Annotated in this window: 16 protein-coding genes; 6 read left to right on the top strand and 10 right to left on the bottom strand. The window is 50.9% G+C overall.

Features of this window, described 5'->3' with window-relative positions; translation table 11 throughout:
• Positions 1-2 precede the first annotated feature (2 nt).
• The 4 genes from ACYVEA_RS11575 to ACYVEA_RS11560 all read right to left on the bottom strand — a co-directional run bounded on the left by ACYVEA_RS11575 (position 3) and on the right by ACYVEA_RS11560 (position 6,028).
• On the bottom strand, positions 3-1,166 hold the full coding sequence (locus ACYVEA_RS11575) for a XylR family transcriptional regulator (RefSeq protein ID WP_461113581.1): 1,164 nt from the start codon (positions 1,164-1,166) through the stop codon (positions 3-5).
• A gap of 62 nt (positions 1,167-1,228) precedes the next feature.
• Complete coding sequence (locus ACYVEA_RS11570) at positions 1,229-2,479, bottom strand: MFS transporter (RefSeq protein WP_461113580.1); 1,251 nt, start codon at positions 2,477-2,479, stop codon at positions 1,229-1,231.
• Positions 2,480-2,526: 47 nt separating this feature from the next.
• Positions 2,527-3,399 carry an ROK family protein gene (locus ACYVEA_RS11565; RefSeq protein WP_461113579.1) on the bottom strand — a complete coding sequence of 291 codons (873 nt, stop codon included), beginning with the start codon at positions 3,397-3,399 and terminating at the stop codon, positions 2,527-2,529.
• A 37-nt stretch (positions 3,400-3,436) separates the two neighbouring features.
• Entirely contained in the window at positions 3,437-6,028 is a 2,592-nt protein-coding gene (locus ACYVEA_RS11560; RefSeq protein ID WP_461113578.1) for a family 20 glycosylhydrolase, read from the bottom strand.
• Between the two features lie 84 nt (positions 6,029-6,112).
• On the opposite strand from ACYVEA_RS11560, the gene ACYVEA_RS11555 reads away from it, so the two are divergent.
• Positions 6,113-7,210, top strand: a complete 1,098-nt coding sequence (locus ACYVEA_RS11555) for an acyltransferase family protein (protein ID WP_461113577.1) — start codon at positions 6,113-6,115, stop codon at positions 7,208-7,210.
• Between the two features lie 210 nt (positions 7,211-7,420).
• Here the strand turns inward: ACYVEA_RS11555 and ACYVEA_RS11550 are convergent, their stop codons facing one another.
• The 6 genes from ACYVEA_RS11550 to ACYVEA_RS11525 form a co-directional block, all read right to left on the bottom strand.
• The gene (locus ACYVEA_RS11550; RefSeq protein WP_461113576.1) at positions 7,421-8,569 is read right to left on the bottom strand and encodes an acyltransferase family protein; all 1,149 of its coding nucleotides are present in this window, start codon (positions 8,567-8,569) and stop codon (positions 7,421-7,423) included.
• 24 nt (positions 8,570-8,593) lie between these two features.
• Positions 8,594-9,976, bottom strand: coding sequence for a purple acid phosphatase family protein (locus ACYVEA_RS11545; protein ID WP_461113575.1), 1,383 nt, complete (start codon positions 9,974-9,976; stop codon positions 8,594-8,596).
• A gap of 96 nt (positions 9,977-10,072) precedes the next feature.
• Positions 10,073-10,927, bottom strand: a complete 855-nt coding sequence (locus ACYVEA_RS11540; RefSeq protein WP_461113574.1) for a glycerophosphodiester phosphodiesterase — start codon at positions 10,925-10,927, stop codon at positions 10,073-10,075.
• A 124-nt stretch (positions 10,928-11,051) separates the two neighbouring features.
• Positions 11,052-11,876 (bottom strand): HpcH/HpaI aldolase family protein, encoded by an 825-nt coding sequence (locus ACYVEA_RS11535; protein WP_461113573.1) that lies wholly within the window; start codon positions 11,874-11,876, stop codon positions 11,052-11,054.
• 82 nt (positions 11,877-11,958) lie between these two features.
• Entirely contained in the window at positions 11,959-14,148 is a 2,190-nt protein-coding gene (locus tag ACYVEA_RS11530) for a hypothetical protein (protein WP_461113572.1), read from the bottom strand.
• A gap of 172 nt (positions 14,149-14,320) precedes the next feature.
• Positions 14,321-16,570 (bottom strand): hypothetical protein, encoded by a 2,250-nt coding sequence (locus ACYVEA_RS11525; protein ID WP_461113571.1) that lies wholly within the window; start codon positions 16,568-16,570, stop codon positions 14,321-14,323.
• A gap of 658 nt (positions 16,571-17,228) precedes the next feature.
• Here ACYVEA_RS11525 and ACYVEA_RS11520 point away from each other — a divergent pair.
• From ACYVEA_RS11520 to ACYVEA_RS11500, 5 genes are all read left to right on the top strand, one after another.
• Complete coding sequence (locus ACYVEA_RS11520) at positions 17,229-17,774, top strand: RNA polymerase sigma factor (protein WP_461113570.1); 546 nt, start codon at positions 17,229-17,231, stop codon at positions 17,772-17,774.
• Between the two features lie 225 nt (positions 17,775-17,999).
• Entirely contained in the window at positions 18,000-18,197 is a 198-nt protein-coding gene (locus tag ACYVEA_RS11515; protein WP_461113569.1) for a hypothetical protein, read from the top strand.
• 91 nt (positions 18,198-18,288) lie between these two features.
• Positions 18,289-21,690 (top strand): SusC/RagA family TonB-linked outer membrane protein, encoded by a 3,402-nt coding sequence (locus tag ACYVEA_RS11510; protein ID WP_461113568.1) that lies wholly within the window; start codon positions 18,289-18,291, stop codon positions 21,688-21,690.
• Positions 21,691-21,885: 195 nt separating this feature from the next.
• Positions 21,886-23,529, top strand: a complete 1,644-nt coding sequence (locus ACYVEA_RS11505) for a SusD/RagB family nutrient-binding outer membrane lipoprotein (RefSeq protein WP_461113567.1) — start codon at positions 21,886-21,888, stop codon at positions 23,527-23,529.
• Between the two features lie 102 nt (positions 23,530-23,631).
• On the top strand, positions 23,632-24,906 hold the full coding sequence (locus tag ACYVEA_RS11500; protein WP_461113566.1) for a hypothetical protein: 1,275 nt from the start codon (positions 23,632-23,634) through the stop codon (positions 24,904-24,906).
• Positions 24,907-24,913 lie beyond the last annotated feature (7 nt).

Here is a 24,913-nt window from a genome sequence, read left to right as displayed (position 1 = left end):
ATTTATTTCCCGGCCAGATACCGATGGCGGTATTCGAGGGGCGTGCAGCCTTTTATCAGCTTGAATTGACGGGCGATATTTTTCGTGTCGTTGAGACCCAGATCCATCGCAATCTCAAAAACGGCCAGATCGGTTTCCAGCAGTTTTTTCGAGAACTTTTCAATACGCAGGTTCTGGATGTATTTGTAAATCGGGTAGCCGATCACCTGCTGGAACCGCATTTCCAGCGACCGTCTCGACAACGGCACCTGCCTCACGACCTCATCGACCTGAAGATTTTTGTCGATGTTCTGGTGGATGTATTTCAGCGACGACGCGATGTATTCGTCGTGAGTGGCGTAGATGTCGGTCGATTGCCGGGTGATGACCTGCGTGGGTTCAACGATAATGTCATAGATATCGGTTATCTCCCGGCGAATCAGCCGGTCTAGCAGTTGAGCGGCATCATAGCCCCCTTTCTCGGCATCCTGCATGATGCTGGACAGCGGAGGGTCTGAAAGTTCGCAGAGCATCTCGTCATTATCGACGCCCAGCACCGCTACTTCTTCGGGAATGCGAATGCCCGAATGCCGACAGGTTTCGGTAATATGTTGTCCCATCCGATCGTCGCAGGTCAGGATGGCGATGGGTTTTGGCAATGACGACAGCCACTTACTCAACGAGCTGGGTTTATAATGCCACAGATCACTCGAACTGTACTCTTCATGTTCAAAATAATGCACCGAGCACCCAGCCTTGGACACCCGCTCGTCGAAACCTTCGGCCCGCTCCCTTGACCAGACGATGTGTTTAAATCCGTAAAAAGCGAAATGCCGAAAGCCTTTCCGCAGAAAATAATCAGCGGCCAGAGCGCCTGTTGCCCGGTGCGCACCCGTTATGTTCGGAATCTCGACAAAGCGCTCTTTGAAGTCCTGCGCAATCACCGGAATGCCGGCCTGAACGATTTTTTCCACGCTGCTATCGTTGTAAAGCTGCCCGATAATACCATCAGCTTCCCAATCGCGGGCCCAGTTCAGGATACCATCGACGCCCAGCGTTTCCCGGTGAAAAAGGGGCATCTGACAAAACACCCAGGGACCGTGTTCGCGGGCGTATTTGGAGATCCCTTTCAGCAGATTCCGGCTGTAATCCTCGGAGAAATCAATCAGTAGAATGATCTTGTGCATGTTCCAAAGAGCCAAAGAGTGAAAGAACGAAAGAGTGAAAATCACCGGATGGCTTCGCTCTTTCACTCATTAATCCTTTCGCTCTTTAATTTGATCGTCGCGTTTGTTACCAGAGGTTTTGCCCAGATGCCAATGCTAAAAATGTAGCCTAACGTAATGAGCAGCAAAAGCATGGCCAACCGTAACCCTACCAGCTCGGCCAGGCCACCAATAATGAGCGGCACCAGCGCACCACCCACGATTCCGGTGCACAAGATACCAGAAAAAGTGCCATGATGTTTCGGTACGGAATTGAGCGCCAGTGAGAAAATAATCGACCACATGACCGACGCAAAAAAGCCCGTGCCCGGCAAGGCATAAAGCGCCCATTCTTTCGGACCAAACAAACCCAGCAGCAACGACGTAATAGCACCCATCGTGAATACAATCAGGACTTTGCGACTATCGGCAATTTTCAGCAAAACAAGGCCAAGAACACAGCCAACGGTCATTAAGCCCCAAAAATAGGCGACGGCCGTAGCGCCATCCGTTGTCGGGTCAACGCCATGATAGAGTTGCAGGAATTTCGACATCCAGTTGGCAATGCCCTGTTCCGTGCCGACGTACGCAAAAATTCCGGCGAAAAAGAGCAGCACCTTTTTATCTCGTAACAACTCAACCAACGTCCCACCCACCTCTATTTTTTCATCGTCTTTGAGGGCAACCGCCGGAAATTTGATCAGGCCCACCACCAGAATCATCAGCAACGTAGTGGCGGCAAAAACCCAATATAACGACACCCACTCGAAATGAACCGGCACCACCTGGTTGAGCAGACGTATCAAAAAGGACGTATTGTCGGTATGAATCGTCTGAACGAAGTAGCTGTACAGCAATGGACTAAAAAATGAAGCAGCTCCTGAAAAAAGCTGGGCCAGCACCGAATTAAACGCAAAATGTTCTTCGCCACCGGCTACCCGAAGCAGCGGATTGATAGCGACCTGCAACATAGCCATGCCTACCCCGATGGAAAACAAAGAGATCAGGGCTACCGAAAACCGGGGCATCAGCGCGAAGAGCAGCGCGCCCAGAAAGGCTAGAAAAAAAGCCCCAATCAGCACGGGTTTTTCCCGAAACTTTTCTACCAGAATTCCGGATGGGATCGACACGCCATACGCCACAAAAAATGCGAACGGAAGGAATCCCGCCAGGCCAATGCTGAGCTTAAAACTTTCGACCAGATCGGGAATGATCGGCCCCAGAATGTTGGTCAGGAAGGAAATGACAAAAAATATCAGAAGAATCAGGACAACAATCAGCGTGTTTCGTTTCATCGGAAGCGTTAAGAGCGAATGGATGGTGTGGCACATGGAGGACGGGGTCACCCCATGCCGTAACGACGGACCGCCCACGCGCCATGCCCAGCGCCCTGAGCCAGCGCGGCTGCTCCCAAAAGGGCAATGTTCTCATTCTGCGATTGAAAAATCTTCAGCCGCCGGAGGGTTACCGGATACGCAAAATCAGCCATACTTTCGAACATCGTCGCGTTGAAAAACGGATAGGCATTGGCAATAGACCCACCTAAAACAATCACTTCGGGGTCGTAGGTGTAAAGCACGGCTTTAACGGCAACGCCAAAATGTTTACCAAATTCGTCCCAGAGTTTCAACGCGTTCTTCGCCCCCAGCCGGGCGGCCTGGTTGGCTTCCAGGGCCGTTGTTCCGTGATTGGCTTCAAAAAATTGAGCAGCCGCATACGACTCAATATTCTTGTCCAGGTAAGGCAATAAACCGATTTCACCAGCGCCACAGTTACTGCCCGTATACAGCTGATTGTCAATGATAACGCCGGAACCAAGACCGGTACCAATAGCCATACCAACCGCCGATCGGTAGCCCTGCGCCATCCCAAACTGATGTTCGCCGAGCGTAAAACAATTCACGTCATTGTTCACAAAAACCGGCAGGTCAAATTCTTTTTCCAGGATATCCCGTAGCGCCACTTCCTCCCACGACGGAATATTGGCTACGTTGTAGACAATCCCCCGCTCTATATCGACCACCGACGGCACGCCAATACCAATGCTGCTGACAGGTGGCTCGACAAAGGGTCGAATGAGTTCAATAAGTTGCGCCAGCGTAGCCAAGAGGGAATCTTTCTGCTGTAACGCTTTACTTTTCTGGCGTATAATTAACCCATTATCGACCAGACCGGCTCTCACATTAGTGCCTCCTAAATCAACTCCGATAGTCATGTTGAAAAGCAGTTTTTGGCAAATAATCAGACTTGGATTAAGGCACGACAACAACCGCTGATCGGCTCGACCGACCCGCGGCATCAAAACTCTTGAGTTTCACGGTTCCCGTCACCTTCACCGGAGTTTTGTACACCGGCGATTGGGCGGTCGGCTCAGAACCATCCGTCTTATAGCGGATCATAAGACCCGGCAACTCGACATTGGCGCTTACCATTCCTTTTTCAATATGAACGCCCGGAAGTGGTAATCGATACGTGTATCCGCCATTAATACGAGCCAGTCGCGGTAAGTCTTTCTGTGCTAACGTATTAGCAAAGACATTCCAACCCGCCTTCATCGACGTCTCGCGCGCCTGCAGATTCTCGATCGTTTCCCAGGGCCGCTCCGGCGCCCAGGCACTTTCGGCAAAACCGAGCAGTTTTGGCAGCATATCGTACTCGGCCATGTCGCGGCCTTTGACGGTTTCACTCCAGAGTTGCGACTCAATCCCCCGAACGTTTTTACGGGCTTCGGGTTTCATACGCTCCAGCCCGGCGAAACTCAATGGTTTCCCCATCGCCGTTCTGTAGGTAGTCTTGAACATATCGAAGGGTGCAAAGGCCCAGTTATTCCACGTATCGACGTAACCCGCCCAATAGAGTCCCGGCTCCTGTGGATCGTTGTTATAGGCCATATCGAAATAGAAATTCGATACGTTGCAAAGCACAACCGGATAACCGGCATTCGCCAGCCGATTGCCGAGATCAATGTCGAACAGGTTATTCCAGACGTAGGGGACGACGCCCTTGCCGACAAATTCAGGATTCATTACCAATTTTCCGTCGGCCGCTTTGACCAGGACGGCCTCCTCCCAGGCATGCACTTCCAGGCTTCGTTTGGCGAGCCGTTCCCGAAGTTTCCCGAAGAAATAGGCCTGTAAATTTTTGGGGTCTTTGATCGTCGGATTGGCCTTTAGCAGGTTGGCCGCAATGGGCGATTTTGTCCAGACGCCTTCGGGCACTTCATCGCCACCGACGTGCATGACGTCCATCGGCAGCCCGGCTTCCTTGTACATTTTGGTGATTTCATCGACCACTTTTTCGTAAAAGTGATACGTCGATTCCAGGCCCACGCTCACTACGTTATCCGTGTAGCCCTGCGCCGACAAATACACGGATTTATCGTTAGGGTCGATGAGCCGGTATTCGTTGGCTTCTTTTTCTTTGCCTTCTTTCATCAGCCGGTCATAGCGGGCCTCCATCGCCTTGATGGCAGCCCGTGCGTGGCCCGGCAAATTCACCTCGGGAATCACCTTGATATGACGTTCTTTAGCGTATTTAAGGATTTCGATAAAATCGGTTTTGGTGTAATAGCCGCTGCCGTATTTGCCTTTATCGTAAGCTTTTGGGCCTGAGCCATAGGCCGGATGCAGGACGGCTGTCTCTTTTCCCGACGTGTGTTCCCGTTGCGCACCGACCTTAGTCAACTCAGGCAAACCATCAATTTCGAGTCGCCAGCCTTCGTCTTCCGTTGTGTAGAACAGGAACGTATTGACTTTGTAAAATGCCAGCAGATCGAGCAGGCGCAGGATGGTTTCTTTCGTCTGGAAATTCCGGCTCACGTCCAGATGCATACCCCGAAACTCGAACCGGGGCGCATCCTCAACCTGCACGTAGTTGAGTGCAATATCAGCAGAGGGAGTCAAATACGTAGTGGTCGGGATCAGCGCCAGCAAACTCTGAACGCCATAAAAAACGCCAGCGGCATCGCTCCCGACAATGGTTACACCGTTTGCGTCGATACCCAGCCGGTAGGCTTCTTTCGTTACGCCGTTGATACGGACGTTACCTGTTTTTAAAGAAATACCTTTCGCCGTCGCGGGTCCGGTAGTCACCGAAAAATCTTTCCCCGTCAGCGCTTTTAGCTTCTGGCTTAAAATTTTCGCTTCACTTTCGAGGCCCTTCTCCGCGTAAATCGGCAGCGAGGTATTCAGGGTTAACGTGCCTGAACGGGTGGTCAGCTTACGGGGCGATGGAATGATTTTCTGGAGTTGTTCGGCGGGGAGTAACGACACAGCCAGGTTGTTTCGGTACGTGTTTTCGGAGGTCGGTAATGGATACAGGTCGCCCGGCCCCCGTAACATCTGCTCCTTCCGCGTAAATGGCACGATTGTGTAGTTCGCCTGGGCGATCTGAACAATGTTTTCTTCCTTGCCGTCTTTGTCGTAATAAACAACGTAGAGCCCCAGGGGTGCATCGGTGACTTTGGTAACGGCTTCGGTGCCCTGATACCGAATTTCCGTTGATGCGCCCGGTGCGAGGCTAAATCCTTTGCTGGGTATCAGTTTATACCAGTCGCCGTTGATGTGCTGAATTGTGGCAGGCTGGGAGGTTTTAGCCGGAAGAATCGGTCGGGGCGACATGTTGAAAAACAAGGCCCAGTTGGCATCCGTCAGGGCTGCGTCGCTTTTGTTGGTAAGCCTGAAGCGAGCGTCGAACCCATCTTTTATGCCGGTAAAATTACTGACCAGTTCCCAGGAGACAGCCAGTTGCCGTCCCTCGCCAGCGTCCGTTTTTTCGGCCTGCCGACACCCGTTCAGGCAACCAATCATCAGCGCGAATAGCGTGGCATAAAAACCGGTACGCATAAATTTTTGGGTTTAATAGCCCTTATAGTACTCAAATCAGTACTAAAGATACCATTGTTGAAACCGGGCTTTTTTTACATTTTAATGATGCAGCAACCAAGCCGACTCATTTCGTTAGATACGATGCGCGGCTTTACTATCGCGGCCATGATTGTTGCCAACTTTCCGGGAAGCGAGGAGTCCGTGTACTTTACCTTGCGGCATACAAAATGGAACGGACTGTCTTTCACGGACTTGATTGCCCCAACGTTTCTATTTATTGTCGGTGTTTCCATTGCGCTGGCTTATGCTGGGAAGCTGAATGAAGGAACTCTGAAAGGCAAACGCTATCGAAAAATCGTGATTCGGTCGCTGAAAATTTTTGCCGTGGGCATGTTCCTGAATCTGATGCCCGATTTTGACTTTTCCACTGTTCGCTGGACAGGCACCCTGCACCGAATCGCCATTGTGTTTCTGGTTTGCGCGCTCCTCTTTCTGAACACGACCTGGAAACAACAAACCTGGATTGGCGCCATCACGCTGGTTGCCTATTGGTTGGCCATGACGCAAATTCCGACACCAGACATTGGAAAAGTAGTGCTGGAACCGGGTCAGAACCTGGCAGCCTGGCTCGACCGAAAATACCTGCCTGGCCGCATGTGGCAGGGCACCTGGGACCCTGAAGGTATCCTCAGTACGTTCCCGTCGATTGTAACGAGCATTACAGGATTGCTGGCCGGACGCTGGATGCTGAGTCGGACTAGCCCGACCGAAAAAGTGTCGTACCTGATGACGGCTGGATTTTTCACGGCGGCTACTGGCTATTTCTGGGGACTGACGTTTCCCGTCAACGAAAACCTCTGGACGAGTTCCTTTGTGCTCGTTACGTCCGGTTTTGCCGCGCTGCTACTGGGCGCCTTATATTTTCTGGTCGATGTTCTTGGCTATAAAAGCGGAACGAAACCGGGCGTCATTTTCGGTGCTAACGCCATCACCGTATACGTACTGGCCGACATTTTTGCCCTATTTTTTTACCGACTCAAATTCGGCAATCTCCCGCTAAACGAGCAGGTTGTAAATGGGTTAATCGATGCCGGTATACAGCCCGAACTCACCAGCTTGTTATATGCGCTATTTTTCGTCGGCGTCAATTTCATTCCGGCCTATAGGCTGTATACCAGGAAGATTTTTATCAAGTTGTAGAGACCGGCCACCACCTGAAGGGCAGGGTTGTTAAGTGCTGGCTTTTCTACTCATGAATGCCTCTACCCCTAAATCCCCTGAAGGGGACTTTACTCGTGTGCAGACAAAGTCCCCTTCAGGGGATTTAGGGGTTATAATCCTTATCAGCTTTATACGTAGCAACGCAACACGTTGACTATCAGCCGTAAAATAGTTAATAATAGGACCTACTCAAACCCGAAGAAACGTTTTCTTTTTGTACAGAAAATACAGAAATACCCACTTGACAGCCAGTATGGCCAGCACACCACCGACCTCCAGTACCACTTCGGAGTCTGATAGCTTGAGTAAGCCACCAAAGAAGAAACGGGCAGCATACCCAAAATCAATGAACTCACCCGCCAGATAAATCAGGATGGAGTTCATGCCGATGATGGTAAAGAAGAACGTCCAGCCCTTTATATCTTTTACGTCGATAATCCAGTAGAATATAGCCAGTAACGTCAAACTTAAGCCTCCGGTCACCAGCATGAACGAGCTGGTCCACAGGTTTTTGTTGACGGGAAAAACGAAATTCCAGAGCCAGCCGAGTACGACAAACCCCACGCCCGCACCAAGCAATTGCAGCGCTTTCTGATTGCCTGTTTTGCCATGCGTGCGCAGGAACGTACCGGCAAAAATCCCCAGCAATGCATTGCAGATGGCTGGAATCGTGGAGAACAGCCCTTCTGGATCATGGATCGTTTTATACAAATGACCCGGTACCAACTGGCGGTCAATGTAACTGGCCAGATTGCATTCCATCGTTAGCACACCGGCTCCGCAACCCGGCACGGGAATCAGCATCATGGCGGCCCAATAGCCCAGCAAAATCCCGACAAACCAGATGTATTGCGTGCGCGGTTTGGCATACAGGTAAATCAATTGCGCAAACATTCCCGCTAGTCCGATACGTCCCAGAACGCTCGGGAAACGCGTATCCTGAATGGCTTTGACGAACAGGCCATTGTTGTAAATAATACCGAGCAACACTAAAACAAGGCCCCGCGTGATGATCTTACGGGCTATCTGTCCTTTATCAGCGCCTTTTTCGAGCTTTCCGCCTATTGAAAAAGGGGTTGAGACGCCTGCCATAAACACAAACAGCGGAAAAATCAGGTCGTAGGCCCGGAAGCCATTCCAGCTAGGGTGCGTGAACTGATCGGCCAGCAGAACCGCCCAGGCCGCTCCTGTGGTTTTTGCCAGCGCGTGAAAGACTTCTTCACCGCCCATGATCCAGAACATGTCGAACCCGCGCAACGTATCGAGCGAGAGAAGTCGTTTGACGGGCGCGGGCTGGGCAATAGCCGGTTCGGCTGAATTTGACGTAGTTGTTTGCATAGAGGGGCAGATTCTATATAGGTATTACTCTTTTTTCGCCTGTTTGCGGGCTTTGTATTCCTGAAAACGATTTCGGTATTCGTCCATCTCCTGGGGTTTATACTTTTTTTGATACTCTGCCGGGAGTTCGAGCCGTTCGGGAGCCAGCACCGGCGACTGATCGACGAGGGTATTTTGACCTTTACCGTTTTTAAGTAAGTCAAATGTATCATATTTCTCGCCCGTTACGGTGTACGACTGATAAGACAATTTATCGCCGTCGATCGAAATGGTTTGGTATAACTGCGTATTCGACCCCGCCCGGTCCATCCAGTTTTGCAAGCCAATATCATACATTTTGGGCCCACTTACCGATACTACGTAAATCGGCCCATCGGGATGCTTGCGACTTTTGCCCAATGGCATATTCAACCCCCGGCCGTAGGTATGGTCATGACCCTGCAACACCAGATCGACGCCATATTTTTTGTAGATCGGCTCCATCTTTTCGCGCCATTCGTCGTTGTCGCGCCCCTGTTTCGTCGAATAGATCGGGTGATGGTGAACGACAACGGTCCACCGATTGGGGTTACTGCTTAAGGTTTGCACCAGCCAATTGGCCTGCATAGCCAACACCGTTGAATCGAGCAGGGCCGCCTGCGAGTTCAGCGAAATAAATCGAGTGCCCTGGTAGTCAAATGAGTACGTCGTTTCCTCCAGGCCCTTTGGTCCGTTTTCGGGAAGCACGAACGAGGGGCGCCAGTGTCTCGATACGCGAACTTTCCCCGTTTCGTCCTTAAAATATTCGTGATTGCCCGGCGTCGCCAGCGTTGGCACCATGCCGTTGATCCAGCCGCCCGCTTCAAACCATTCGGCCCATTGCCAGTCGGCGTTGGACGTAGTGATTAAATCGCCTGCATGAATCATCAGGTTCACTTTAGGCAGGGTTGAGTAAGCCCCGCGAATGGCCCGCGACCAAAGCGAGCGAATGTCGTTCTGCGCATCCCCGAAATACAAAAAAGAAAATGGTGCAGGATGATCCTGGGCCGTTTTAAAATGAAACCACTCACTCCAGTGCGTCCCATCCCCCACGCGATAACTGTATTGGGTGGCCGGTTTGAGATTTTTAAAATGGACGGCATGATAAAAGACCGATTTCCCATCGAGAACGATGCGGTCGGTAGTGGCCGGAACGATGGTTGCTTTATTGACAAAATCGGGCGATGGATCAGCTTCGGCAATGGCTCCCACCGCGTTCATCACGGTCGAGTCGGTGCGCCAATTGACCGACTGCGATGTGGCGGGACTTCCCTGCCAACCCAGTATCAGCCGGTCGGGATAAGCGGTTGGCAAATAGTCCTTATGAATCTGCGCCCAAGTCGACGTGACGATTAATAAAAGGAGAAAAGATAATATGGTACGTATCATGATGAGCAAATGTGTTAAAATTATGTAGTGTTTTTGCCTGAAGAGGGCTTAATTCACAAATGAGCAGATTCCCCTTCAGGGGGTTGGGGGTTTTGCTTATTTCGTTGCCAGTGTCCGATACACGCTTAGCACATGGTCTGTCTGAATGACGTCGATACCCAGTTTAGCCGCTTTTGCGTATTGGGCGGGCAAATCGTACCCATCCAACAGGTCAGAAAATACCTTGATCCGCTGCTGATGAAGTTGACCAACGAGCGATTCGTTCAGGGCGGGCCAGCTTACATCGAAGGCATACGGATGAAGTTTGTTAATTTTATCGGCCAATGTATCGATTTTCTTCAGGCCTGGCATCAATTTCGCCGTTGGAGCCGCCTTCTGTAAGGCCAGTAGCGTTTCGTCGGAACCGTAAAAAACGGCATCGTTGAGCAAGCCATATTTCGAGAGGATAGCCACCAGTGGCGCGGGTGCTACATCCTTGCAATCGACGTACAAATTTGTTTTTCCGGTATGATTGGCATTCCAGTTAGCAAGTAACTGGCAAACCTCTTCCAGCGTAGGAATTTGCTCTTTTTGAAATTGTTCATCGAAGCCTTGGGCGGCCGATAGCTTTTTCAGTTCGGCCAGCGTCTGCTCTTTTACGGAGCCGGTTCCATTCGTCGTGCGATTCAACGTAGCATCGTGCAAAATGACGAGTTGCCCGTCCTTCGTCGTTCGCACATCGATCTCTATGTAGTCAACCTGGAGTTGCAAAACCGCCCGAAACGTAGCGAGTGTATTTTCCGGGGCAATTTCCGACGAGCCTCTGTGCGCCGAAACGCCCATTTTATGGTGAGTCGTCAGCATCGTTCGGTAATACCCGACCGAATCCGGAGTCTGACCATAGGTGGTGATTTGAGCCACCAAACATCCGATGACGAAGCTACACGCTACGTTCTTTCTAATTCCATTCATGCAGGTTGAGCGTTTTTCAACTTAGGTTTTGCTCCAGCCAATTGACAGGGCAAGTTCGTAGAGAAGCACTGAGTTTATCTGCCCGATGAGCGATCGAGTGGTGGTCAGATGGCATCGAATCCCATTAAATAATCAGCGACGCGTTCGGTTCCGGGCTTTGATCGTCGCCGATGGCTTCTTTGATGATGCGCAGATCGTGCTGCAGGCGCTGGCTGAAAAGAGCGATGTCGAAACTATGTACGACCATGTTGACACCTTCATGTATCCACCTGATCTGCCGTTCGGGTTCCAGCGAAAAATGAATACCGATAGCCAGCCCTTTCTGGCGGGTCGCATGAATAATGCTACGTACCGCAGCCTCAAAATCAGGGTGATCGTATTGCTCAGGCAGTCCCAGACTTACCGATAAATCGTGCGGTCCAATAAACACCGCATCCAGACCCGGTACCGACAATAACTCATCGAGCCGATTCAGGGCGGGCACACTTTCGATATTGGCAATGCAGAGGTGGCCGGCATTATAGGCAGCAATGTAAGCGGCCATTTCGGCCGACAGCGTTTCATCTCCACTAAGAATATTCGCCAGTCGCTGGCCTTTCAGCGGCCGATATTTGGTAGCCCCGACCAATTCCCGCACCTGCTCGGCCGATTCGAGATACGGAGCTACTACGCCCAGTGCTCCCCCGTCAATTACCTGACAGGCCTGGAAAGGATCAGGACTCGGTATTCTGACAATAGGCGTGATGCCGTAGGCCCGAAACTGCTGACAGAGCTTTGCCAGTTCAGCTCGGTCCAGCGGAATATGTTCGGTGTCCAGAAAAACAAAATCAAGACCTAGCTGCCTGACCGCTTTCGGCCACATCGGCGCGGTCGACGTAATACAGGTTCCGTAGACGTTTCGTCCACTGTTGAGCTTTTGAAGGAGACTTCGGTTGGATAAACCACTCATTTGACCAGCGATTTCAGACTAGGTATACTACTGTTCACGTCGTCATTCAGACTACTCAACCGAACGAATTATTTCAGGCTGCTCACTTCCCGACTGGCGCACTAATCACACCCAGATACCGGCCCATCCAGTAGGGAAGCAGAAATGAATCGCCCGCGCTCAGTTCGCTAACGGCCTTGCCGGGGCGATCCAGCTTGAAGAGATTACGGTTATGTTTGAGTTCCGGACGTTCATCGGGCGGCAACACCTCTTTGGTGGTTTGCCCGCGAAAGTTTTCCGGAATGAATTCGATGTCTTTGCGATGGCTGTTCATCACCGGCCATTCGATCATGTCCAGCGGAAATTCCTGTAGATACCAGACCGTTTCGGGCAGGTCGAACGCTTTGGCCCCGGTCATGGCGTAGCAGAGGTTCCAGAGCCCATCTTTTTCAGGACGTTCGGCCTGCCAGTGATCTTTGATGGCTTCGCCGTATTTGGCTTTCAGTTCGGGCGTGAAGGCATACCGATACAGGGGCCAATACGCCAGAAAGTACATTTCATCGTCGGAGTGATTCCAGCCTTCAGAAAGCATTTTAGCCCAATCGCCAGCGTCCTTTGGGGCTTTTCCAATGTCACGCATGGGCCGCATCAGGTTTTCCAGATAGCCATATTTCTGCATCAGTTCATAGGCCTTCTCCCTGTAAACGGGCTTTCCCGTAAAATGATAGGCAGCCTGCAAAAACCCGATAATATTGGACGAATTAATCTTTCGATCGCCTACCGACTTATCGAACGAGTTGACGTAGTCAGGATTCCATTTGCCCCAAAGCGTGGGTTTACCATCAACGTCAATCAGATACCAGTCGTTTCTTATGATAGTGGTCATCAGGCTATCAATCAACCCAATAGCTCGTTTTTTTACATCACCATCCATCAGTTCGGCCAGCAAGGTGAGGGAGAATAGCTGGCCAACAGTCTGGTCGCTGCTGGTCGTGCCGCGCCAGTCCCAACCGGGATCGTTGGCGTGTGTCCAGCCGTTGGTCAGTCCACCATCCCAGGCTTTTGCGTCAAACTTCTGGTAGCCACGTCGCTCGAAGCCACGGGCAAAGAAGCCGTTCATACTGGTAATCGTAAACAGGCGTTCCATTGCCTCGAATGATTCCAGGCAGTTTCGCAGGGCTTCCGGGTCAGCAGTCACTTTGTAGCGAAACAACTGGCTAACCAGATACATGGATGTCCAGAGGTTATCGCTGTCGCGCTGGCCCATCTGGGCGGTTGCCAGATCACCGTTTTGGATGCTTGTTACGTCGCAGTTAAAGCCGTACCGGATGTGACGTTGACGAACCTGTTTTTCATAAAGAAGCGACTTTGCCTGAAGCGTCATCGGTTCGAAATGAAGGTCGCCTAATCCTTTGTCGGTGAGAACCAAAACGCTGTTACCCGTACCTGCGGAGATTGCCGCTACGTTGTTGCCCGGCAGCCAGCGTTCGCCGTAGTAATAGTTGAATTTACCATCAGGCCGTAGCATGAAAGCGCCCAGGGCAGAGCCAAACCACAGCTTACCGTGAACGAACGCGATGGTGCGTAAATCCGGGCAGGGCAGTTTTTTCTGTAACGTACCGATTGGTGTGAACGTACTGGCATCAAGCGCCTGATACCCATCATGCGTTCCCAGATAAACTTTATTTTGAGCCAGTTCAAAACAGGTCAGCCCCGGCTGTTGAAAGACCGTTTTAAGGTGTCCTGTCTTGACGTTCACTACACTTAGTGAATGCTTCCCCAGAACCAGAAAATGATTTTTCGCTACGTCGTATCGGATAGATGCTACGGAGTCCTGCGGTAAAACGCCCTCCCAGACAACCGAATTGTCACATAGTGCTTTTAGTCGTACGCCATCCGACACTAAAAATGTAGCTAATTGGTTCGTTCCGTCGGAACCGGCACAAACTAACTGGGCATTGGGCATGGCGTGTTTGGCCAACAACTTTCCGGCCCAGGCATTACTAAAAACGACGTCGTTATCGAGGTAAACAAATTGATGCTGGCAAAGTCCCAGGGCCGCGATCGTCCGATCAGCCATGGGTCGATACGCCCGATCAGCTTCCAGCGTTCCGGGATACTGAAACTGACCGGCCTGAGGACGTAGCAACCCTTTCGAGGAAAGCACCTGAACAACCCCGTTCCGGTCAGCAAAAACACTTTTAAGCCGAACCGCGCTGTCGGCTACGTAGTATTTAACGCTGTAGTCCTGCACATACGGCACATCCTGATAAACAGGCGTTTGAGCGGACATAGCAGAAACAATAAAGAGCGAAAAAGCAGCAGAGTGAAAAAGCGTTTTACACAGCAGTGAACGCTTTTCAAACCTTTTGAGAACGGCTGGTATCATAATTATTTCAATCAAGCAAGTACGCCGAAATTCGGCTGATGGGAGTCGGTTAGTGGCGTAAACGTACCACGCGCTTTCACTCTTGCGCGCTTTCACTCTTTAGCCCAATCGGCGCACTAATCACGCCCAGATACCGGCCCATCCAGTAGGGAAGTAACCAGATGTCGCCCGCGCTGTGCTCCGATTGGCCGTTGCCACGATTACGGTCCAGACTAAACGTATTCCCATTGTGCCGTTGAATGGGCCGCTCGGCGGGAGACAGGACTTCTTTGGTCGTTTGTTTCCGAAAATTATCAGGCAGCATTTCGATGTCTTTACGGTGGCTGTTTCGGATTTCCCAGTCGATGAGGTCAAGTGGAAATTCCCGCAAATACCAGACGGCTTCGTTCAGATCGAAGGTTTTCGTGCCGGTCAGCGCCGTGAAAATATTCCAGGCTCCCTCCTTTTCGGGCCGCTCGATTTCCCAGTGGTCGATGATAGCTTTTTTGAAATCAGCCTTGAGGGCATCGGTCAGCGCGTAGCGATACAGGCCCCAATAGCCCACAAAATACATCTCGTCGTCGGAGTGATTCCAGCCATCCGACATGTGTTTACTGTGCTCATCGGCATCTTCGGGCGCTTTTCCGATCACGCTCATGGGGCGCATCAGGTTTTCCAGATAGCCATGCTTTTGCAGTAGCTCCAGGGCTTTCTTCCTGTATTTTTCCTTTTTGGTAAAATGATACGCTGTCTGAAGCATGGCCACGATATTCGAGGAGTTCAGCTTGCGGTCACCCACGTTGATCGGGAACGCATTCACGTAGGCCGGATTCCATTTTCCCCACATGGTGGGTCTGCCATCGAAGTCTATTAAATACAGATCGTGGCTGATAATGTGGCTCATGAGCGTATCGATAAGCGTAATGGCCCGACGTTGCATGACGTTGTCGTCCACTAATTCGGCCATGGCTCCGAACGCGAAAACGTGCCCGATCACTTCGTCACTGCTGGTCGTCGATTTCCAGTCCCAACCGGGTTGGGGCGAATGTTGCCAGCGGTCCACATCGTGGAGCTGCGCCATGAGGCCCGATCGTTCAAACGATCGGGCCGGAAAACCCGGCACGGGCGTTACGGTATAGAGCCGCTCCATGGCATCGAGCGATTCCCGGCAGTTTTGCAGCGCGTCTTTGTCTTTCGTAACCGCATAGCGGAACACCTCACCCGCCAGATACATGGACGTCCACAAGCCATCATTATCTGAGTCATCCAGATAACCCGTTACCAGATTACCGTTTTCCATCCGCTCCAGCGACGCATTGAATCCGTTGCGTATGTGCCGACTCCGAACCTGTTTGTCGTAAAACATGGCTTTTTCGTGAAGCGTCATCGGCTTCGTAACGATTTCGGCCAGCCCAGCCGTCGTCAGGATCAACACGCTGTTTGCTGGACCGGCGATAATCTGCGTTACGTTGTCGCCCGGCAACCAGCGTTCACCGTTGTAGTAATCGAATTTGCCGTCGGGACGTAGTGAAAAGGCCCCTTTGGCCGAGCCAAACCAGAGCTTTCCATTCACGTCGGCTACGGTTGTGATGTCGGTCCAGGGTAGTTTTTTGTGAATGGCGCCAAGCTGTTTTTTGCTGACCGGGTCGAATTCAATGTAGCCGTCATTCGTACCAATAATCACTTTCTGCGCCTGGCTGGTCAAATCAAACGACGTGAAGCTGGCCCCCTCAAACACCTTTGCCAATTTATAGTCCTTGCCCGAAAGCGTATACAACGATTTTTTGCCCAGTATCCAGAACTGGTCAGCAGCGGGCTGATACCGCATGCCAATCACCTCATCGTCCGGCACGGCTCCTTTCCACAACAGGGCGGCCTCTTTGACCAGGTGAAGGGTTTTTCCATCCGAAACGAGGAACGTAAAATTAGCGCCACCGGCAAAAAGTCGCGCCCTGGGAAGCTGATGTTCGATGAACAGTTTTCCCGCCCAGGCATTGCTCAACACCGCCCGGTTATCGAGGTAAACCAGTTGCTGACCATACGTAGCCATAGCCGCCAGTTTCATATCGGTCATTGGTCGATACGTTCGGTCGGGTTGCAACGTACCGGGCGACAGAAACTGGCCGCCGTGTGGATGGAGTAAACCATCGGCCGACATTACCTGAATCACTCCGTTTCGATCACAACTTAGCCCGGAGAGACCGGCTGCTTTTCCAGCATAATATTTAACACTATACATCTGACCATACGGCTTATCAGCATAAACCGACTGAGCGGATACCGGGTAATCAAGCGACAATAAAATAAGAAAGGCAGCTAAAACAGCTACTGAGCAGAGTCTTTGCATGATACGAGAATGGTGTCAGTTCGAGCAGACATAGCCTGCTTTATTCGTGAGATTCACTTGATATACTGCCTGACAGCTGTATAAGGCTATTTCCCAACCGGCAAATTTTAGGTTTCTCTGCTACACATGCCATTGTCAAAAGTTGTCTGACCCTCTCAAATTCCTCAAAGGGAACTTTGTTCGAGTGTAAGGAAAGTCTCTTTCAGGGGATTTTGGGTTTTAGACAGCTTCGCAGCGGAATTACTTACAGGCAAGTACCCGTAAAGACCTGTTGAGCAGCCTAACGCCTAAAGCGTTGACACTGAGAAATAAACACCAGACGGCAGGTACCCACTATTACCCCTGTGTAAAATCTACAGGCGGTTGCGCAAATAGAGGGTTATTTTACGCAAAGTGCGAAAATTAATTAAATCCTCCTGCTCTATATTTGCCTCATACTCAACGCAAATCCAAATTTTATTTGGATTATCCAGCTTTTGTTAAGAGAATGTAAAGGATTTGTTACCAAATAACAATACATCCTTTTGCCATTATTATCCAAATAATATTTGGGCATTCAACTTAAATAATTAACAAAAATTCACCAAACCATTCTATTTCACAATTTTCTGGTGGTTTGGCAAAACATTACAGACCGTACACTTAACTCTTCCTGTTTATGACCATCAACTACTCAATTGAAAGCATTCTTGGCGATGTAATTCAGGGTGACCAGGCGGCTTTTGCGACATTATATCGGCATTACCGAACGCCCGCTTTTAAGTTCTGCCTGTATCTGTTGAAAGATCAGGAGGAGGCAGAAAACATGGTCCATGACGTATTCATAAAAATCTGGGAACGTCGTACGTCCATTAATCCGAGCCTGAATTTTAGCTCCTATTTATTTACCTGCCTGAGAAACATGGCCTTCGACTACCTGAAGCAGGTCGAAAAGAGTCAGCTTCTCAAACAGCGCTACCTGGATCGGATGCAAAGCGTCCACGAAGAAGAAGCCGACGATCAGGAAGCCCGGCTTACCTTACTCCAGACGGCGATTGATTCGCTGTCCGATAAACGGAAAGTCATCCTTCTCCTGAACATAGAGGGCGGAAAATCCTATCAGGAAATAGCTGAGCTACTGAGGATTTCAAAAAATACGGTTAAAAATCAGCTCGTAAAAGCCAAACAGGTGCTGCGGGAAAAACTCGATTTCGCCCTCCTTTAGTGACCTTATAAACTGTCTGGAAATTATTTCTTGCTTGGTCTGAGAGCCGACCCGTCGGACCGCCCCTAAATCCCCTGAAGGGGACTTTGTTCGAGCGTAAAAAAAGTCCCCTTCAGGGGATTTAGGGGCGGTCCGACAGCTTCTCATAAAAAATAAGTGTTTTTGACTAGTCCTTTAGCGGGCATTGCCAGTACTATAGGCAAACGGGCTAACGGATGTGATACAATGTCAAATCATGACAGTAGCTATCTAATTGAGCAACTACTCAACAACAACCTGTCGCGGGCAGAACTTGATGAATTTTTAAGAGGTCTGCATAATGACGACGCCAGTAGGGCCTATTCTGACGTACTGGAGGCTTATTTCAACGAACTGATCCGTCAAAATGACCACAAGCCTGACCCCGATAAGCAAGTGGAGTAGCCGCTAGAAACCGGTACTCAGCCGGATTTTCTGACCGATACGTAGTGATTTTATCCTGTGAATTTATTGAACCCCTTATAACTGAACACGCATGAAACCAATTTCTACTTTTCAGTTGATTCTAAGGCATTCTCTGACCATCGCCATACTGGTGGGAGTTTGCTTTGCAGACGCGCTGGCTAAAGGAAACCCGGCCAAAACCATAACCGGTACCGTTACGTTAGCCACAAATAGTCAGCCTATTGCGGGAGCCAACATCCTGATCAAAGGTACCCAGATTGGATCGGTCACCGATCAGAAAGGCAATTACTCCATCTCCGTAAACAACAGCAATGCGGTCCTGGTATTCTCCTTCATCGGGCACAAAACCCAGGAAGTTACGGTCGGGAATCAGTCCGTTATCAATGTCGAGTTAGTCGAAAACAACGAGGTGCTGGGCGAAGTGGTTGTTACGGCCCTGGGTATCAAGCGGGAAGCGCGTTCGCTGGGCTATTCAGTGGGCGAAGTGCAGGGAAAAGACCTGAGCCGGGTGGCGCAGGAGAACGTACTGAACTCACTGGCAGGCCGCGTACCGGGTGTTCAGATCAGTTCGACGGGGCCATCGGGTTCGTCGGTTAGTATGATCATTCGGGGAGCAAAATCACTCAATACCGATAATCAGCCCTTATTCGTCGTCGATGGCGTTCCCATAGCTAATACGCTGAATAACGTCAGTCAGATAGGTAGCGATAACCGCGTCGATTACGGCAACGCCATTTCCGACATCAACCCCGAAGATGTCGAGAACATATCCATTCTAAAAGGACCAAGCGCAGCTGCTCTATACGGGTCACGGGCGGGGAATGGCGTCGTGCTGATTACCACAAAAAGCGGTTCGAAGTCACAGAAAATGACGGTTTCGGTAACGTCGAACACAGTGTTTGATCAGCCCTATAAATATTTAAAAATGTCGACCGGATTTGCCACGGGAATTCTTCCGTTCACGCCCACAGCAAACCCCTATCCGGGTGGGATTCTGCAAATTGACGAAAGTTCGGCGGGAGGTGTGGGGCCGGAATTAGACAAAGGATACAACGCGATTCAGTGGAATAGCCCCGTTGGTGCCGATGGGAAGCAGATTCCAACCCCGCTCGTTTCGCACCCCAACAACATTAAGGACTTTGTCAGAACAGGGATTACCAGCACCAACGGCGTATCGATCTCAAACAATTCGGACAAAATAACGTATCGGCTTTCGTACTCCAATATGAGCAGCCGGGGTATTGTTCCCAATTCGGATCTGTTCAAAAACACGCTGGCCATCAGCACGAATGTGCGGGTCAATAACAAGCTGACGTTGAGTACGAATCTGGATTTCAGCCGGAATAATTCCAACAACCGACCCGCTGGCGAACGAGGCACCAACCCGCTGCAATGGGCCTATGCCGTTGGCTCGCACATCAACATCAATGACCTGCGCGATTACTGGGTGCCGGGTAAAGAAGGAATACAACAGAAATCACAAAGCATTGGTAACTACAACAACCCGTACTTTCTGGCCTACGAGGTGAACAACAGCTTTGTGCGGGATCGACTGTTCGGCAACATGAGAGCCGAATGGCAGATTACGCCCGACATTAAACTGATGGGTCGCTACGCCCTGGATACGTATACGGAGCAGCGGGAGACAAAAATTGCCAAGAGTTACACCGGCGAGCCGAACGGTGCTTACGGGCTGATCAACCTGAAACGCTACGAACGTAACGCCGATTTCCTCGCTACGTATACCAAGCGGTTCAACGCCTTGAGCGTGGTGGTTTCGGCCGGAGGAAATAACCGGTATTCTCAATCAACAGATATTAATACCAGTAGCAAAGACAAGGCGGGCCTGATTATTCCTGGACTGTTTACCATTCAAAATATTGCGACTACAAACATTAATTACAGCAATTATCTGTACAAGAAGGCCATATACAGCGCGTATGCCACCGCCAATTTTGGCTTCAAAGACATGATTTACCTGGACCTGACGGCTCGAAACGACTGGTCGAGTACGTTACCGGCCAACAATCGGTCTTACTTCTATCCATCGGCGTCGTTGAGTGTGCTGCTCAACGAAATCATGCACATGCCTGGCAGCGTCGATCTGTTTAAAGTGCGGGCCGGGGCTGCGCAGGTGGGTAACGATGCCAGTCCGTATAGCCTGTTTCCTACCCTGGCCGATGCCGGTGCCTGGAATGGCGTGACGCGCCTGAGCAAATCGGGAAGCATTTTGTTGCCTGATCTGAAACCCGAAATTGCTACGTCCTACGAAGTGGGTATCGACTACAACATGTTCCGGAATCGACTCCGGTTTTCGGGAACGTACTACATGTCAGACAACCGAAACCAGATTCTGCCTTCACAGATTGCCCCGTCGTCTGGCTTTACCACCAAAAATATCAACGCGGGTCTGCTCGAAAGTCGCGGGGTTGAACTCTCGCTTGGGGGTACAATTATTGACAAAGGCGGTCTGCGCTGGGATTTGACCACGAATTTCACCAAGAATACGACCCGGATTAAGGAACTGGCCGAAGGGATACCGTTTTACACTCTATGGACGGATGCGAAAGGGGGGGCCTGGACCTATGTAGGCGATAAAGTGGGCGACATTTACGATTCAGAGATTATCACCGTAACCGACCAGAAATCACCTTACTACGGGTACCCAATTCTGGACAATGATGGTTCGTGGCAGAGTAAGAGTGCTACGACGAGTAAGAATAAAATCGGGAATTTCAACCCGAACTTTATCCTGGGTGCCCAAAGCTCGCTTTCGTATAAAGGTTTCACCCTTAACTTCTCCCTCGACTGGCGGTCGGGTGGTGATTTCGTCTCACAGACGTACCGCTACATGGAGTCGGATCTACGTTCGCAGCGGTTTCTGGACAACCTGATCAATCCGGATGGCCGAACAGGCGATGCACTACGTAACTGGCTGGTCGAGAATCAGGATCAGTACATCAAAATTCACGGCAACTTCTTTCCGATTGTGGGTGGTCCAACGGCCGCTTATGGTGGGTATCCGTTTGAATTTGGGGGAAAGACTTATCCATATGGCGTATTCAACCCAGGCGTTATCGGCCAATATGACGCACAGGGCAACCTGACCGGGTATACCGAAAATCTGGGTGGAACAGGCACCAAAATCATTCCCTACGGCGACAATTACCCCTGGGACTTCACGCGAGCCGCTACGTTTGATGCCTCGTTCGTTAAACTCCGGGAGATTTCGCTGGGCTATGACATACCCGCCAAATTCGTGAAGTCCATTGGCTTGCAGAACGCTACGTTCTCGGTCTACAGTCGCAACATCATTCTGTGGACGGCGGCCAAAATCAACGTCGATCCTGAAATGGCTTTCCAGCCGCAGGCAGGTGCGCAGGCGGGTACGCAGTTCAAACAGGGAATCGAGCGCTATAACGTAACACCCTGGACTATCCCGGTTGGTTTCAGACTTGGCCTTACGTTTTAAGAAAAAAAATTTGAAAACCGACCCGTCGGACCGCCCCCTAAATCTCCTGAAGGGGACTTGGTGTGTGAGTGAATTAAGTCCGGCAGCGGCCGACCGTCCTTCAGGGGATCTAGGGGCGGTCCGACGGGTCGGTTTTCAAATTTGTAAAAATATAATTTTCAGATAGTCTCTAAAAACTTCGAAAATTTTTCAGTCATGAACATGTTATCTCTTCGAAATACGGCCTTACTCGTTCTGTTTCTGGCTTTCTGTTTTTCCTGTAAAGACCTGAGTCAGTTAAACATAAACCCCAACGGCGTTCAGCCCGAGACGGTAAATCCGAATCTGGTCATGCCAACTGTACTGTCGGAAACAGCCAAGCTCTACACAAACCTCGGCTTTCAGGATATTGCCGGTGTGGTACAGCACACCCAGAAAGACGCCTGGTTTAGTGGGCACAACGACTACGACTGGGGTGGCGACCAAAGCTGGACCGACTATTATAACCAGTTGCGAAACAACGATCTGGTCTATCAGCGGGCGGTAGCGCTGAACATGGAATTTCAACAGGGCGTGGCGCTGGTCATGAAATCCATGCTGTTTGGCCTGATTACCGATTTATGGGGGGATGCCCCGTATACCAACGCGCTGAAGGGCGAACAGGGAGGAACGGACTTTATCTCACCGAAATATGACAGTCAGGAAACTATTTATGCGGGCATTCTGGCCGATCTGGAGAAAGCCAATACGTTGCTATCGAAGCCCAAAACGTCCTACTCAAGTATTCTGGAAAGCGCCGACCTATACTACGCCGGCGACCCGACGAAATGGCAAAAACTCGCGAACTCGTTGAAGCTGCGGTATCTGATGCGGATCTCGGCCAAACAGCCCGACGTAGCCAAAGCGGGGATCGAGAAAATTGTGGCCACCCCTGCTCAATACCCCATTATCGACGATGCGTCTGTCGATGCGACGATGGCCTATGTGGGTAATAATACCAACGACGCCTGGCCGTCTAACACCGTGTTTGATGTGAGTGGCAGCAATTATCGGCGGGTAAAAATGTGTAGCACGCTGCTCAAGCCCATGCAAGCAACGAGCGATCCACGGCTGGCCATTTGGGCCAAGAAGGTAGAGATTCCCTTGAAAGTTGACGCTACCTTACCCGCTGGCACGGATAAAATCACCAACGGCGTCCGGTACCTCTCCCCCGACAAAGTAGGAACGACACCTATCGACACCGACCCGAATTACGTGGGGTTGCCCCCGAGTGGGTCGCAGTTACCGTCGGGCTATAATTTCAATCCAACGCCGGGCCAAACGTCTTATAATCCGCACGTTTCGTATCTGAATGAAATGTATATGCAGGCCAAAGGACCGCTGTTAAAAGCCCGGCTGATGTCGGCGGCCGAAGTTCAGTTTATTCTGGCCGAAGCAGCACAGAAAGGATGGGTGGCCGGTGATGCAAAAACGCGCTATGAAGCAGGGGTTAAGGCCTCCCTCACTGCCTGGGGCCTGGCCAGCAGTTATGCTACGTTCATTGCCCAGAAAGGGGTTGCTTATGACGGAACGCTGGCGCAACTTATCGGGCAAAAATGGATTGCCAGCTGGACCAGCGCCACCGAAGCCTGGTTCGATTATCGCCGGACGGGTTTGCCTGCGCTAACGGCGGGTCCGGTGGCCAAGCGAAAAGCGCTACCGCTTCGATTTTATTACATGCGGGATGAGTTAAACCTGAACAAAACTAATGCCGGAGTAGCTATTGAAAAACTCGAAACGACCGCCAACTCACAGTCCGACGGCAAAAACAGCGCCTGGTCAAAACAGTGGCTGGTTCAGGGAACAGGCAAGCCCTGGTGATAGGTATTCGGTTTAGGGTATTGAGTTTACGGAGGCTGACGCTAGAGTTGCTTTCGCGCCAGCCTCCGTAAACTCAATACCCTAAACCAGACAATCATACATATGAAAACCCTCCTTTCTCTATTCGCCTTCTTGTGGTTATTCGTCCCGGCAAATGCGCAGGATTTTAAAGCGGGAGCCGCCGTCCGGCTTATCACGCCGAATCCGTTGTTGCCTGTTTCGGGAGGAATTGGGACACCTAAAAAAGCGGTCGAGAAAAAAGGAGATCTGTTTGTCAGAGCCTGTGTGTTCGAAAAAGGAGGCACTCGTGTGGCCATCGTCAGCGTCGATAATCTGGGCTGGCCATCGGTGCTGGGCAATAAATCGAGAGCACTTATCAAGGGAATTCCGCCCCAGAATATCCTGATTGGCTGCACACATACGCACAGCGGCCCCGATGCGTACGGGTTCCCGAATGAGAAAGGCGAATCCTTTGCGGACCTCTCCTACCTGGACAAATGTGTGCAGGCCATCGCCGATGCGGTTAATGAAGCGGTGTCAAAATTAAGTCCGGCTTCGCTGAAAATTGCGGTTGGTGAGGCAAAAGGCCAGATTGCCTACAATTACTACGCGCCTGACTTATACGACCCGCGCTGCGGGGTCATTCAGGCTATCGCCACAACCGGGACGAATGCCGGAAAACCCATTGCTACGTTAGTTAACTACGCAATTCATCCAGAGGTAATTGGCTCGGGCCGAGGCATCCTTAGCCCCGATTTATGCGGTCCACTCTATGACCGAATCGAGTCGAAAGTGGGGGGTGTGGCCATGTTCGTCAACGGTGCGCAGGGCGGTATGGTAACAGCCGACAACCGGCGGGAGAACGCGAAGGAAGTCAATACGTGGGACGAATGCATCCGAATCGGGGAGTTACTGGCCGATGAAGCACTCCGTATTGTGAGCCCGGCCGAAGCGCAATCCAGTCCGACGCTTTTCTGCACGGCCCGAACCGTTACGTTCCCGATTGAATCGGAGGTGATGAAGTACATCGTCAAGAACTCACCGCTCAAATATGACGTAGCGCCCGGCGACAAGGTGGTGGCCCAGGTCAATCTGCTCAACGTGGGCACCGCGCAGCTACTGACCATTCCGGGCGAAGCGTTACCGAATATTGGCTTCTACCTCAAGCGACACATGCACGCCAGCGTCCCCTTGTTATTCGGTCTGACCAACGACGCGTTTGGCTACATGCTAACCAAAGAAGACTTCAACAGTTTCAAGCGCTATGACTATGTCAGCCGGACCAGCCTGGGCGAAAACACCGCCGAAATTTACATGAACGAAGCCCTGAAATTAATTAACGAATCACCCAAAGCGGATGGCTATAAAAAGCCTTAACGTAACA

This window comes from Spirosoma jeollabukense (assembly GCF_054777855.1).
This window is presented reverse-complemented; position numbering and strand designations above follow the sequence as displayed.